The sequence below is a fragment of the Stenotrophomonas sp. 24(2023) genome, from assembly GCF_030913365.1.
GTDB lineage: Bacteria > Pseudomonadota > Gammaproteobacteria > Xanthomonadales > Xanthomonadaceae > Stenotrophomonas.
Map to the genome: position 1 here is coordinate 718,432 of NZ_CP133160.1, position 13,909 is coordinate 732,340.

13 protein-coding genes are annotated in these 13,909 nt (G+C 69.4%); 8 read left to right on the forward strand and 5 right to left on the reverse strand.

The window, feature by feature from the left end; genetic code table 11:
* Positions 1-32: 32 nt before the first annotated feature.
* Entirely contained in the window at positions 33-926 is an 894-nt protein-coding gene (prpB, locus tag Q9R17_RS03235) for a methylisocitrate lyase (RefSeq protein WP_308157017.1), read from the reverse strand.
* Between the two features lie 156 nt (positions 927-1,082).
* On the opposite strand from prpB, the gene prpR reads away from it, so the two are divergent.
* Positions 1,083-2,666: a propionate catabolism operon regulatory protein PrpR gene (gene prpR / locus Q9R17_RS03240; protein ID WP_308157018.1), complete on the forward strand. Its 1,584-nt coding sequence runs from the start codon at positions 1,083-1,085 to the stop codon at positions 2,664-2,666.
* 41 nt (positions 2,667-2,707) lie between these two features.
* On the opposite strand, the gene Q9R17_RS03245 is transcribed toward prpR, so the two are convergent.
* Positions 2,708-3,169 carry a DoxX family protein gene (locus Q9R17_RS03245; RefSeq protein WP_308157019.1) on the reverse strand — a complete coding sequence of 154 codons (462 nt, stop codon included), beginning with the start codon at positions 3,167-3,169 and terminating at the stop codon, positions 2,708-2,710.
* Between the two features lie 255 nt (positions 3,170-3,424).
* Here Q9R17_RS03245 and Q9R17_RS03250 point away from each other — a divergent pair, with 255 nt between their 5' ends.
* A complete protein-coding gene (locus tag Q9R17_RS03250) occupies positions 3,425-3,874 on the forward strand; it encodes a hypothetical protein (protein ID WP_308157020.1) in 450 nt (149 codons plus the stop codon).
* An 84-nt stretch (positions 3,875-3,958) separates the two neighbouring features.
* On the opposite strand, the gene pdxH is transcribed toward Q9R17_RS03250, so the two are convergent.
* Complete coding sequence (gene pdxH, locus Q9R17_RS03255) at positions 3,959-4,558, reverse strand: pyridoxamine 5'-phosphate oxidase (RefSeq protein ID WP_308157021.1); 600 nt, start codon at positions 4,556-4,558, stop codon at positions 3,959-3,961.
* Between the two features lie 40 nt (positions 4,559-4,598).
* On the opposite strand from pdxH, the gene Q9R17_RS03260 reads away from it, so the two are divergent.
* Entirely contained in the window at positions 4,599-5,426 is an 828-nt protein-coding gene (locus Q9R17_RS03260) for a kinase (RefSeq protein WP_308157022.1), read from the forward strand.
* Between the two features lie 28 nt (positions 5,427-5,454).
* Here Q9R17_RS03260 and Q9R17_RS03265 read toward each other — a convergent pair whose 3' ends face one another.
* The gene (locus Q9R17_RS03265; protein ID WP_308157023.1) at positions 5,455-5,658 is read right to left on the reverse strand and encodes a dodecin family protein; all 204 of its coding nucleotides are present in this window, start codon (positions 5,656-5,658) and stop codon (positions 5,455-5,457) included.
* A 98-nt stretch (positions 5,659-5,756) separates the two neighbouring features.
* Here Q9R17_RS03265 and Q9R17_RS03270 point away from each other — a divergent pair, with 98 nt between their 5' ends.
* The 5 genes from Q9R17_RS03270 (at position 5,757) to mdtD (ending at position 10,352) form a co-directional block, all read left to right on the forward strand.
* Complete coding sequence (locus tag Q9R17_RS03270) at positions 5,757-6,299, forward strand: shikimate kinase (RefSeq protein WP_308157024.1); 543 nt, start codon at positions 5,757-5,759, stop codon at positions 6,297-6,299.
* Positions 6,296-7,408: a 3-dehydroquinate synthase gene (gene aroB, locus Q9R17_RS03275; RefSeq protein ID WP_308157025.1), complete on the forward strand. Its 1,113-nt coding sequence runs from the start codon at positions 6,296-6,298 to the stop codon at positions 7,406-7,408. Before Q9R17_RS03270 ends, aroB begins: the two co-directional genes overlap by 4 nt.
* 98 nt (positions 7,409-7,506) lie before the next feature.
* Positions 7,507-7,746 carry a WGR domain-containing protein gene (locus tag Q9R17_RS03280; protein WP_308157026.1) on the forward strand — a complete coding sequence of 80 codons (240 nt, stop codon included), beginning with the start codon at positions 7,507-7,509 and terminating at the stop codon, positions 7,744-7,746.
* Positions 7,746-8,855 carry a uroporphyrinogen decarboxylase gene (gene hemE / locus Q9R17_RS03285; protein ID WP_308157027.1) on the forward strand — a complete coding sequence of 370 codons (1,110 nt, stop codon included), beginning with the start codon at positions 7,746-7,748 and terminating at the stop codon, positions 8,853-8,855. The genes Q9R17_RS03280 and hemE overlap by 1 nt, the downstream gene beginning before the upstream one ends.
* A 63-nt stretch (positions 8,856-8,918) precedes the next feature.
* Positions 8,919-10,352 (forward strand): multidrug transporter subunit MdtD, encoded by a 1,434-nt coding sequence (mdtD, locus tag Q9R17_RS03290; RefSeq protein WP_308157028.1) that lies wholly within the window; start codon positions 8,919-8,921, stop codon positions 10,350-10,352.
* A 10-nt stretch (positions 10,353-10,362) separates the two neighbouring features.
* Here mdtD and Q9R17_RS03295 read toward each other — a convergent pair whose 3' ends face one another.
* Positions 10,363-13,896 (reverse strand): hybrid sensor histidine kinase/response regulator, encoded by a 3,534-nt coding sequence (locus tag Q9R17_RS03295; protein WP_308158261.1) that lies wholly within the window; start codon positions 13,894-13,896, stop codon positions 10,363-10,365.
* Positions 13,897-13,909: the final 13 nt, after the last annotated feature.

The following is a 13,909-nucleotide window of genomic DNA, read 5'->3' on the forward strand; positions in this document are numbered from 1 at the left end:
TCCCTCCGAAAACTGATGGTGCAGGGTACTGCTTATTTCTTCGCGGCGAACAGCGCATCGAGCTGCTGCTCGAAGGCGTGGTAGCCGATCCGGTCATACAGCTCCTCGCGGGTCTGCATGCTGTCGATCAGGTCACGCTGGTGGCCGTCACGGCGGATGGTCTGGTAGACATGCTCGGCGGCCTTGTTCGCCGCGCGGAAGGCCGACAGCGGGAACAGCTGGATGGCCACGCCGGCCGAGGCCAGTTCATCGCGGCTGAACAGCGGGGTCTTGCCGAATTCAGTGATGTTGGCCAGCACCGGCACCTTCACCGCATCGACGAAGCGGCGGTAGGTGTCCAGGTCGTAGGCGGCCTCGGCGAAGATGCCATCGGCACCGGCCTCGACACAGGCGATGGCACGCTCGATCGCCGCATCCACGCCGTCCACCTGGATGGCATCGGTACGGGCGATCAGGAAGAAGTTGGCGTCGGTCCGGGCATCGGCAGCGGCCTTCACGCGGTCGGCCATTTCCCCCTGCGAGACGATTTCCTTGCCCGGGCGATGGCCGCAACGCTTGGCGCCCACCTGGTCTTCGATGTGGCAGGCGGCGGCACCGGCCTTGATCAGCGACTTCACCGTGCGCGCGATGTTGAATGCGCTGGGGCCGAAGCCGGTGTCGATGTCCACCAGCAGCGGCAGGTCGCACACATCGGTGATGCGGCGCACGTCCACCAGCACGTCGTCCAGGGTGTTGATGCCCAGGTCCGGCAGGCCCAGCGAACCGGCCGCGACGCCGCCGCCGGACAGGTAGATGGCGCGGTAGCCGGCGCGCTTGGCCAGCAGGGCGTGGTTGGCGTTGATGGCGCCGATCACCTGCAGCGGCGATTCGGCCGCCAGCGCTTCACGGAAGCGGGCACCGGCGGAAACAGGAAGGGAAGCGGTCATGCAGCAATCCAGGTCATGGGACGAAGGAGAAGGCGCAAGCACCGTGCCAACCTGCAAGTGGTTGATTTCACGGTGATGACCCCTTGCCCCGAATGAAACATATGAAACATTGAAACAGATGTATCATGAAACACCCCGCCCGCCCCGGCCCACCCGATGGACCTGCCCCGCTCCCCGCTGCGCTACACCGACGCCGATCCCGGCCGCCCGGTCATCTGGACGGTCAGTGTTTCGCGGCTGACCGGCCTGCTCGGCGACGTCATTCCCGAATTCGACCGCCGCGCGCGCATCGAGCAGATCAACCTCGGCTTTGAAGAAGCGGTGGAGGTGATCGGCAAGCGGCTGCGCCGCGAGCACTGCGACGTTGTCATCGCCGGCGGCTCCAACGCGGCCTACCTGCGCAGCCGCCTGGAGGTACCGCTGGTGCCGATCCAGGCCAACGGCTTCGACCTGATGGAAGCGCTGGCGCGGGCGCGCCGCATCGCCCCGCGCATCGGCCTGGTCACCCACGCCACCGACGTGCCGGTGTTCAGCACCTTCCAGCAGAGCTTCGGGCTGGACATCGAGCACCGCCGGTTCGTCACCCGCGAAGATGCGCGCGACTGCATCGCCGACCTGCGCGCCAACGGCATCGAGGTGATCGTCGGCACCGGCATGGCGATCGACCACGCCGAACAGGTCGGCCTGCCCGGCGTGTTGCTGTACTCGGCCGATTCGGTGCGGCAGGCCTTCGAGCACGCACTGGAACTGACCCAGACCCTGGCCCGCTCCGGCCGCACCGGCAATGCCACGCGCCGCCCCCGCCGCCTGCACGGCGACAGCCACGACCTGCTGGGCGACAGCGCCGCCATGGGCCAGGTGCGCGACCTGATCGCCCTGTACGCACCGCACGAAAGCACGGTGCTGGTCACCGGCGAAACCGGTACCGGCAAGGAACTGGTCGCGCGCCAGCTGCATGCCGCCAGTGGTCGGCGCGGGCGCTTCGTCGCACTGAACTGCGGGGCGATCAGCGAATCGCTGCTGGAGGCGGAGCTGTTCGGCTACAGCGATGGTGCCTTCACCGGCGCGCGGCGCGGCGGGCGCATCGGCCTGATCGAGGCGGCCGATGGCGGCACCCTGTTCCTGGATGAGATCGGCGAGCTGCCGCTGCCGCTGCAGACCCGCCTGCTGCGCGTACTGGAAGAACGCGAAGTGCTGCGCGTGGGCGCCACCGAACCGACCAGCATCGACCTGCGCGTGGTGGCCGCCACGCTGCAGTCGCTGGAACAGCGCGTGCAGGCTGGCAGCTTCCGCCGCGACCTCTACTACCGCCTGGCCGCACTGCGCATCGCGCTGCCCGCACTGCGTGCGCGACGTGCCGACATTCCGCTGCTGGCCCGCCACTTCTTCCGCCAGCTGCGCGGCGTGGAAGCACCGCTGGACGAGACGGCGATGGCGCTGCTGCAGGCCGCCGACTGGCCCGGCAACGTGCGCGAACTGCGCAACCTGATCGACCGCCTGCGCATCCACTGGCAGCCGGCCGACGGCCACATCGATGTGGCCCGCCTGCAGCAACTGGCACCGGAACTGGCAGGCGAAGGCAGTGCCGCACCGGCCGCCGACAGCACCGGCAAGCGCCCCGCTCCCGCACAGCTGCAGCAGCTGCTGCAGGAGCACCGCAACGACCGCGAAGGCATGGCACAGGCGCTGGGGGTATCGCGCACCACCCTGTGGCGATGGCTGCGTGCGGCAGGGCTGTAGGCGGTCCCATCCACGCAGGGCGTGGATCTACCGCAGCGGTTTCACCGTGCCCAGCGCGCCTCGATGGCGAAGCGTCCACTGCCTACCGCCGCAATCCACAGCAGCAGCACGCCCAGCGGTACTTCGCTGAGGTAGAAGAACCAGCTGAGCCAGTCCGGCACGCTCAATCCCGCCGGGATGCGCGCGATGCCATCGGTCAGTGCGGCCACCGCACAGATCGCAGCCAGCAGCAGCGCCGACGGTCGACTGAGCAGCCCCAGCACCAGCAGGCCGCCGGCAATCCACTCGATCGCCCCGAGCACCGGCGCGCTGAACACCGGCAACGGAATGCCCGCATCGATCAGCGTATGCACCATCCGCTCGCGCCCGGCAGCGGTGAACACCTTGTTCCAGCCGGACACGCTGAACATCACGCCCGCCACGATGCGGGCCAGCAGCAGCAGGCACGCTTCCACGCCTCGGCGCGGTGACGGTACGGCAAACAGGCAACGCCAGAAGGGCATGGCGACTCCGTAGATCAAGGGTATTCAACGCAGTGTGCCCGCCTGCCACCTGCTCGCGCATGAAGCGGACAGGTCCGGATGCGACACGCCTTCATCGCGATGAACCAGCCAGTCCTTTCTTCCACACAACCGCAGGTTGCCTGGGACACGCCTTTGGCCAGATAGTGCCATGCGCCCGCCGGCCTGCACCGGCACAGGAGATTTCACATCGACACGTTCATCGAGCAGGACCGACGGCTGCGGCAGCAGCATCCCTTGCCGTACTTCCTGGCGCCGTGGGGCTGGTGCTTTGCCAAGAACAATCTGTTGGACGCGACACCTGCGGTACTCGAGGAGGTGGCAGACCCGGATGTCGCCTTCCTGCTGCGCGACCTTTACTTCAGCGGCATGGTGTTCTACGCCAACGGAGAGTTCGCGTTGCGCCACGGTGAGCGCGTACAGGCATCGCTGTATGTGCACCATGCACCGGCTGCAGCATGCCCGTATGAGCTCAGCCTGCACCTGCGCAAGGGCAAGTCACGCAACAGCGCCCATCGGCTCGATCTGGAACATGCCACGGCCACCGCGCGCAGCGCCGTGGAGGTCATCAACGCCTGGATGGCCGCCGTGAGCGGTGATTTCGTCGACGGCTACAACCCGGTTGCCGACCGCATGGACGACTGGTTTTCGGCGGCCTCCCTCATCGGTCGCAGCACCGCTTCCTGACAGCCTCCCCTGCTCCATCCGGCCAAGCAGGGGCCTGGCTGCCGAGGCAGCGCACCTACCGCCGCCTGCTTGGTTTCTGCCGCCTTACGGATACAGCAACCGCTTGCTCCAGCGGCCTTCGGCGCCGGCTTCATAGCACCAGCGTTCGTGCAGCCGGAACTGCGCGCCGTACCAGAACTCGATGCGGTCAGGCACCACGCGCAGGCCGCTCCAGCCATCCGGGCGCGGCACGTCCTTGCCGTCGAAGCGGGCCTCGATCTCGGCCACGCGCGCGTCGAATTCCTCGCGGGTCGCCAGCGTCTTCGACTGCAGCGACGCCCAGGCGCCGATCTGGCTCATGCGCGGGCGGCTGGCGAAGTAGGCATCGGCCTCGGCGGCGGACACCGCTTCCACGCGCCCTTCGATGCGCACCTGGATGCCGGCCTCGCGCAGGCTGCGCCACAGGAACAGCAGCGCGGCCTGCGGGTTGGCCTGCAGTTCGCGGCCCTTGTGGCTGTCCAGATGGGTGTAGAACACGAAGCCACGCTCATCGAAGGCCTTCAGCAACACGGTGCGGGCCGAGGGGCGGCCCTGCGCATCGGCGGTGGCCACGGTCATCGCGTTGGGCTCCACTTCCCGGCTCTGCTTCGCCTCGTCGAACAGGGCAGCGAAGGTGGACAGGGCTTCGGTATACAGGTCACTCATGTCAGCGGTGCTCTCACGCGGTTTGGGCTATTGTGGCGGCATGGTTGCCACTGCGTACATGCCCAAGGCGAAAGGATTCCCTGACACGCTGGTCGAGCAGGCACTGGACGATGCCCTGGGCAGTGGCGCAGCGGTACCAGTATTGGCCATCAGCGGGCTGCAGGGCAGCGGCAAATCGACGCTGGCCGCGCAGGTGGTGGCGCGGGCACGGGCGCGCGGGCTGAACGCGGCCACGCTGTCCATCGACGATGTGTACCTGACCCGCAGCCAACGCCAGCGCCTGGCCCGCCAGATCCACCCGCTGCTGATCACCCGCGGGCCACCGGGCACCCACGACCTGCCGCTGGCCCATGCCCTGCTCGATGCGGTTGCCGCGCGGCAACCGCTGTCGATGCCGCGCTTTGACAAGCTGGCCGATGAGCGCCTGCCGGAAGCGCAGTGGGCACGGTTGTCGCAACCGCTGGACCTGCTGGTGTTCGAAGGCTGGTTCCTCGGCACCCCGGCGCAGGACGAGGCCGCGCTGCAGCGGCCGCTCAACGCCCTGGAACGCGAGGGCGACAGCGATGGCCGCTGGCGCCACTGGTGCAACCAGGCCCTGGCCCGCGATTACCCGGCGCTGTGGCAGCGCTGCGACCGCCTGTGGTTCCTGCAGCCACCGGATTTTTCCGTGGTACCGCGCTGGCGCTGGCAGCAGGAGCAGGCCATGCAGGCCGCCCAGCCCGACCGCAGCGGCATGTCCCGCCCGCAGCTGGAACGCTTCGTGCAGTACTTCGAACGGGTCAGCCGGCAGGCCCTGGCTACCCTGCCGGCGGTCGCCGACCGGGTGATCGCGCTGGACGCGCAGCGCCAGATCACGGCGGCGCGCTGACACCGCCGCCCCTGGCGCCTGCCCCGCCCTACTCCACCACGAAGGTGACCCGCAGGTTCACCCGCCATTCGGTGATTTCCCCGCTGGCGCTGGTGACGACCTTGGTGTCGTTCACCCAGGCGCCCTGGATGCCCTTGACCGTCCCGGCAACCTTCTTCAGGCCGCTGCGCACGGCATCCTCGATGCTGGTGGGCGAGGAGGCGGTGATTTCAATGACTTTTGCGATCGACATGGGAGCGCTCCGGACGACGCGCGGGACCTTCCGCGCCCGCCCCACACTGACGTGAAAGTCGTAAAGCCCACGCCACGGAGGTGTTAGCATCCGTGACGATGAATCCCGCTCCGAACCTGATCCTGATCGGCCCGATGGGCGCCGGCAAAACCTGCATCGGCCGCCGCCTGGCCGAGCGCTTCACGCTGGACTTCGTCGACGTCGACCAGGCCATCGTGGAGGCTGCCGGGGCCAGCATCGCCGACATCTTCGAGCACGCCGGCGAAGCCGGCTTCCGTGAGCAGGAACGCACCACCCTGGCCCGCCTGCTGGCCGGCCAGGGCCAGCTGGTCTCCACCGGCGGCGGCGCCGTGCTGGACCCGGCCAACCGGGCGCTGATCGCCGCACGCGGCTTCGTGGTGCACCTGCACGTCAGCGTGCCGGCCCAGCTGGAACGGCTGGCCCGCGACAAGGGCCGGCCGCTGCTGCAGCGTCCCGACCGCGAGCAGGTGCTGCATGACCTGGCCCGGCACCGCGACCCGCTGTACCAGCAGCTGGCCGACCTGACCCTGGACACCGATCTTTTCACTGCTGCCGATGCCACCGCCCAGCTGGTGGTCAAGCTGGCCACGCATTGGCAGCGACAGGACCTGACCGCATGACTTCCCCCACCCCGCTGCAGGTCGCCGTCGGCGGCGACCGCCCGTATTCGATCACCATCGGCGCCGGCGCACTGGCCGATGGCGCCGCCCTGGCCGCGCACGTGCGTGGCCGCCATGTGCTGCTGGTCAGCGACAGCGACGTCGCCCCGCGCTACCTCGCCGCGGTGCGCGCCACGCTGCTGGCCGCGCGCCCGGACCTGATCGTCGGCGAGCACGTGCTGCCGGCCGGCGAGGCCTCCAAGACCCTGGCCGAGTTCGGCCGCGCCATCGACGCGCTGGCCGCCCTCGGCGCCACCCGCGATGCCTGCGTGTTCGCTCTGGGCGGTGGTGTGGTCGGCGATCTGGCCGGCTTCGCTGCGGCCTGCTGGATGCGCGGCGTGGACTGCGTACAGCTGCCCACCACGCTGCTGGCGATGGTCGATTCGTCGGTGGGCGGCAAGACCGCCGTGGACATTCCGGCCGGCAAGAACCTGGTGGGTGCCTTCCATCCGCCGCGTGCGGTCATCGCCGACACCCGCGTGCTGGCCACGCTGCCGACGCGGGAACTGCGCGCAGGCCTGGCCGAAGTGGTCAAGTACGGTGCACTGGGTGACGCCGCCTTCTTCGACTGGCTGCAGCAGCACGCCGATGCCCTGACCGCCGGCCAGGATACGGTGCTGGCCGAAGCCATCGCGCGCAGCTGCACGCACAAGGCCGCCATCGTCGAACGCGATCCCTTCGAGAAGGGCGAACGCGCCCTGCTCAACCTGGGCCATACCTTCGGCCACGCCATCGAGACCGAGCAGGGCTATTCGGCCCCGGGCCGCGATGCGCTGAACCATGGCGAAGCCGTGGCGGTGGGCATGGTGCTGGCCGCGCGCCTGTCCAGCCAGCTGGGCCTGGCCCCGGCCGAAGATGGCCAGCGCCTGCAGGCGCTGCTGCAGCAGCTGGGGCTGCCGGTGGCCATTCCCGCCGGGCTGGACCCGCAGGCCCTGCTGGGCCGCATGCGCCTGGACAAGAAGAACGTGGCCGGCCGCCTGCGCCTGGTGCTGTGGCGGGGCATGGGCCGGGCCGAAGTGGTGCCGGATGTGGACGAAGCGGCCGTACTGAAGGTGCTGGGCGCCGCCTGACAGCCCGCATTCGCCAGGCAGGGCCTGGCGCTACGGGCGATCATCACGGCCGGCAGCCGTTGCGGCGGGGCTCACCCCTGCCCCGTTACAATCGGCCCATGCACGTCTACCTGCAACATCCCGAAGACGGCGCGCAGGCGCCGCGCTTCCTGCGCCTGAGCCTGCTGCCGGACCTGTTCGGCGGCTGGGAACTGCTGCGCGAGTCCGGCCGGGTCGGTGGCCGCTCGCAGCTGCGGCGCGAACTGTTCCTGCAGGCCGATGCCGCCCGCCATGCCTTCGACAAGGCCCGCGATGCCGAACTGCATCGCGGGTTCCAGATCCTCCCGCACGGCGACTGATGCCGCTGCCCTCTTTCCCGCAAGGACCCCCCTTCGTGACCAGCCCTCTCCGCAACGATCGCCTGCTGCGCGCCCTGCGCCGTGAACCGGTGGACTGCACGCCCGTCTGGCTGATGCGCCAGGCCGGCCGCTACCTGCCGGAATACCGCGCCACCCGGGCCAAGGCCGGCACCTTCCTGGCCATGGCCAAGAATCCGGAGATCGCCTGCGAGATCACCCTGCAGCCGCTGCGCCGCTTCCCGCTGGATGCGGCCATCCTGTTCTCCGACATCCTGACCATTCCCGATGCCATGGGCCTGGAGCTGTACTTCGTCGAAGGCGAAGGCCCCAAGTTCCGCCACCCGGTGCGGGACGAGGCCGCCATCGCCAAACTGCACGTGCCGGACATGGAGCAGGACCTGGGCTACGTGATGGATGCGGTGCGCCTGATCCGCCGCGAACTGGATGGCCAGGTCCCGTTGATCGGCTTCTCCGGCAGCCCGTGGACGCTGGCCTGCTACATGATCGAAGGCGGCGGCAGCAAGGATTTCTCGCGCATCAAGGCGATGGCCCTGAACCACCCGCAGGCCCTGCACCGCCTGCTGGAGGTGACCACCCAGGCGGTCATCGCCTACCTGGCGGCGCAGCGCGCGGCCGGTGCGCAGGCCCTGCAGGTGTTCGATACCTGGGGCGGCGTACTGTCGCCGTCGATGTACCGCGAATTCTCGCTGCGCTACCTGCAGCGCATCGCCGAAGGCCTGGAACGCGGCCAGGGCAGCGGGCGCACGCCGCTGATCCTGTTCGGCAAGGGCACCGGCCTGCACCTGGAAGCCCTGTCGCACACCGGGGCCGATGCGCTGGGCCTGGACTGGACGCTGGACCTGGACGAAGCGCTGCGCCGCACCGGTGGCCGCGTTGCCCTGCAGGGCAACCTGGACCCGACCACGCTGTATGCCTCGCCGGATGCCATCACCGCCGCCGCCGGCAAGGTGCTGGACACCTACGCGGCGGGCAATGGCGGTTCGCGCGAAGGGCATGTGTTCAACCTCGGCCACGGCATGTCGCCGGACATGGACCCGGCACACGTGCAGGTGCTGGTGGATGCGGTGCACCGCCTCAGCCAGCGCTGAGCGCCTTGCCCGTCGTGGCGGTACGGCGCCTGTTGATCGCGCCGTGACCGCCACTGCGCGATCATGCACTCCCCCACCTGCCGGCCCCCTGCAATGACGTCCAGCGCCACGTCCATCCGCCCCCTGCTCTGGCTGGTGTCGCTGGCGATCTTCATGCAGATGCTTGATTCGACCATCGTCAACACGGCCCTGCCGGCGATGGCCAGCAGCCTGGGCGAGAGCCCGCTGCAGATGCAGTCGGTGGTGTTCAGCTACGCACTGGCCGTGGCGACGTTCATCCCGGCCTCCGGCTGGATCGCCGACCGCTACGGCACCCGCCGCACCTTCCTGGTGGCGATCATCCTGTTCACCGCCGGCTCGCTGGCCTGCGCGCTGGCCCAGCACCTGTACCAGCTGGTGGCCGCGCGCGTGCTGCAGGGCATGGGCGGGGCGATGCTGCTGCCGGTGGGCCGGCTGGCGGTGATGCGCTCGGTGCCGCGCGAGGATTTCCTGCGCGCGATGAGCTTCATCGCCATTCCTGCACTGATCGGCCCGCTGATCGGCCCGACGCTGGGCGGCTGGCTGGTGGAGATCGCGTCCTGGCACTGGGTGTTCCTGATCAACCTGCCGATCGGCGTGGCCGGCTACGTCGCCGCGCTGAAGATCATGCCGGACCACTATGCCAGCCACCGCACGCGCTTCGACCTGCGCGGCTACGTGATGCTGGCCTTCGCCATGGTGGTGCTGTCGCTGGCCCTGGATGGCACCGCCGGCGTCGGTACGCCCAATGCCCTGGTGATGCTGATGACGGTGGCCGGCCTGGCCGCGCTGGTCGGCTACTGGCTGCACGCGGCCAACTCGACCGCCCCGCTGTTCTCGCTGCTGCTGTTCCGCGTGCCCAGCTACCGCATCGGCATCCTGGGCAACCTGTTCTCGCGCATCGGCAGCGGCGCGATGCCGCTGCTGATCCCGCTGCTGCTGCAGGTCGGCATGGGCATGAGCCCGATGACCGCCGGCCTGATGATGATTCCGGTGGCCGCCGCCGGCATGGTGTCCAAGCAGATGGCGGTGCGGCTGGTGGAGCGCTTCGGCTATCGCCGCGTGCTGATGGTCAACACCGTGCTGGTCGGCGTGGCGATGGCCAGCTTCGCGCTGATGACGCCGGGGCAGTCGCTGGGCCTGCGCCTGCTGCAGCTGGGCCTGTTCGGTGCGGTCAACTCGCTGCAGTTCACCGTCATGAACACCGTGACCCTGCGCGACCTGGACCGTGAATTCGCCAGCCCCGGCAACAGCCTGCTGTCGATGGTGATGATGCTGGCCACCGGCTTTGGCGCAGCGGCCGCCGGCAGCCTGCTGTCCGCGTTCGGCAGCCATCTGGAAGGCCATGCGGCCACGTCCGCGCTGCATGCCACCTTCATCTGCGTGGGTGCGATCACGCTGACCTCCACGCTGATCTTCTGGCAGCTGCCCGATACCAAGCCCGGGCGCAAGGGCGACGTGGAAGAAGTCGCCGAATGAACGGCAGGCGCTAGCGTTCGGCCAGCACCTGCGCGATGGCCGCCACCAGCAGCTCGCCGGTGACCGGCTTGCGCAGGAACCCGTCGATACCCACCGCCTGCACCTGCTGCTGCAGGTCGGCATCGGTCCGCGCGGTCACCGCCAGCAGCGGCAACGCATAGCCCTGGTTGCGCAGGTGCTGGGCCAGCTCGAAACCGCTCAGCCCCGGCAGGTCCAGGTCCAGCAGGGCCACATCGAAGGGGCTGCTGGACACTTCGCGCAGCGCCGCCAGCGCATGCCCGGCATGCACCACCCGGTGCCCACGGGCAGTGAGCAGCGCACTGACCACGTCGGCCACGGTGGCATCGTCTTCCACCAGCAGCACCTGCAGCGGCGGCAACGGCGGCGCCTGCGGCAGCTCGCCGGCGGCCCCTTCCACGCTGGGCACCACCGCTTCCAGCGACAGGGCCAGCGGCAGGCGCACCGTGAAGGTGGTACCGCTGCCCATCTGGCTCTCCACCTGGATCTGCCCCTGCATCGCCAGCGCCAGTTCGCGGCAGATCGCCAGCCCCAGGCCACTGCCCCCGTACTGCGCGGCGGTACGGGCACCATCGGCCTGCTCGAACCGGCGGAACAGGCGCTGCTGCTGCTCCGTGCTGATGCCCGGGCCGGTATCGCTTACCTGGAAGTACAGGCCACACGCCTCGTCGAGCGCGCGTGCATGCAGGGTAATGCGGCCGCGGCTGGTGAACTTGACGGCATTGGACAGCAGGTTGAGCAGGATCTGCCTGACCCGCATGGCATCGCCGATGGCCTGCAGGCCGGGCGGCAGCTGGTCATCCAGCACGAAACGCAGCCCCTTGGCCGCGGCCAGCGGCCCCATCAGCGCGGCAAGGTCCTGCAGCAGCCCGGCCAGGGCGAACGGGCCGGACTGCAGCTCCAGCCGGCCGGATTCGATGCGCGCCAGGTCCAGCGCATCATTGACCAGGTGCAGCAGATGCTCGCCGGCATGGCGGATGGACTGGGTGTAGCCGCGCTGCTGCGCGTCCAGTGGCGAGGCCAGCAGCAGTTCGCTCATGCCCATCACGCCGGTCATCGGGGTGCGGATCTCATGACCCAGGTTGGCCAGGAAGCGGGTCTTGGCCGCCGATGCCTGCTCGGCCAGCTCCTGCTTGTGCAGCGCCAGCTGATAGGCGTGCTTGCGCTGCAGGCGGCGCCGGTACAGCCAGGCGAACCAGCTGGTCAGCAGCAACCCGACCGAAACCAGCACCAGCAGGCCCGACAGGCTGCGCCACCAGGGCGGCCGCACGTGGAATTCCAGCGCCTGCACGCGTGACCAGACATGGTCGGCCGAACGCGCCTGCACTTCCATGCGGTACTGGCCCGGTGGCAGGCGCGAGAACAGCCGCTCGCCGCCCGGGCCCACTTCCACCCAGTCCGGGTCATAGCCGGCCAGGCGGTAGCGGTACACGTTGGACGCCGAATCGGCGAAGGACAGCAGCCGGGCAACGATGCGCAGGTCGCGATCGCCATCGGCGATCTCCAGCGGCGCATCATGGGTCAGGTCCAGGACCTGCTCCCCACGGCGCACTTCCACCCGTTCGATCACCAGCGGCGCGCGGCGGGTGGAAGGGCGCACCACACCCGGATCGAACGCCACCACGCCACTTGGCGTACCAGCCACCAGCCGACCGCTGGCGGTGGCGATCAGCGTATGTTCGCGGAACTCCTGGCTGGGCAGGCCATCGTGCACACCATACAGGCGCACGCTCTGCCCATCCGGGCTGACCCGCAGCAGGCCGCGCGCGCTGCTGGCCCAGGCCACGCCCTGCGCGTCCACGACCAGGCCATTGGCCGCAATGGCTGGATAGCCATCCTCGGCACCGATCACCGCTTCGCGCTGCAGCTGGCCCAGGGTCCAGCGGTACCGCGACAGGCGGCCATCCTCGGACAGCCAGACCTCGCCCGCGCGCCCGATATGCATGGCATGCACGGCCGAGGCCGGCGCGCCGTTGACCGGCTGGAACCGCGACGTGCCCGGCTGCCACTGCAGCAGCCCCCGGCTGCTGGCCAGCCACAGGTGGTCCTGCGGGCCACATTCCAGATCCAGGTTCAGCTGGCCCGGCTGCAGCCCGCCTTCACCGTTGTCCAGTTCGCGCAGTACGCGCCCGTCCAGCGTGCGCTGCTGCAGCCCGGCAGGTGACATCGCCCACAGCGTGTCGCCGTCGCAGATCATCAACGCCTCGACCGTTCCCTCCAGCGCCGCGTCCTGCGCCTCCCCGGTGCCCCAGCGCAGCAGCTCCCCGGTGCGCGGGTCGTAGCGCAGCAGCGCATCGATCGAGCCGATCCAGACCCGCCCGTTGCGGTCTTCGCGGACAGACGTCAGCCAATGGTTGCCGTTGACCCATGTGCGGTGCTGTTCGATACGGCCGGTGACCGGGTCGAGCCGGTCCAGCGCCCCGTGCCCGCCCACGGTCCACACCCCACCGGTCCGCGAGGGGCTGGTGCCGAGCACGAAGGCATTGCGCAGCGACGCCGGGTCGTCCTCCAGGCGCGAGAACACCGCGAACTGCCACCACCGCGGCAGCAGGTGCCAGAGGCCGGCATTGGTGCTGGCCAGCCAGATGCCGCCTTCGCGGTCTTCATAGGCCCCGGTCCAGTTCGGCCGCACCGGGCCGCGCGCGATGGCGCTGTACAACGGCACGGTACGGTACTGGCCCTGGGTGACGCGGCCCAGGCCACTGCGTGTATCGAGCCAGTAACCGCCCTGCTCGTCGCGCAGCATCACGCCCAGGATCTGTTCGCCCGGCGGCAGCGCCCAGGACAACGCCTCGAAACGGCCGTCCGGGCGGCGCACCGACGCCCCATGGTAGGTACTCACCCACAGGCTGCCGTCGGCATCGGCGGTCAGGCCGTTGATCAGCTGGCTGGGCAGCTGCGCGGCGGGCACGCGTTCGAAATCGCTGCCGGTCCAGCGGGCCAGGCCGTGCTTGGTACCTACCCACAACGTCCCGTCGGGCAACGTCGCCAGATAGGCCACCGATGAGGCCGGCAGGCTGCGCGGGTTGCCGGTTTCAGGCAGGAAGCGCTGCAACCGGTCATTGGCATCAAGCCGGTACAGGCCCCCTTCGTGGGTCCCGAACCAGATCGCCCCATCGGGCGTACCGGCGATGCTCCAGATCGTGTTGCTGGCCAGCAGCGGCTGGCTGGCGCGATCGAAGAACTGCAACTGGCGCCGGTCGGCCGACATGCGCACCAGCCCGGCGTTTTCCGTGCCGATCCACAACCGGTTGCGGGCATCGACGAACACGCTCCAGATGCGGTTGTCGCGCAGGCCATCCTCGGCACGCCAGACACGGTAGTTGCGGCCGTCATAACGGGCCAGGCCGTCATTGGTGGCGATCCACAGGTAGCCATAGCGGTCCTCGGCCATGCGGTTGACCGTATTGGAAGGCAACCCGTCGAACACGGTCACCTGCCGCGGCGTGGGCGGCACCGGCTGCGCCAGCAACGACGGCAGCCAGCACAGGGCCAGCAACAGCAATACCCACCGTCCCCATGCCACCACGCACGCTCTC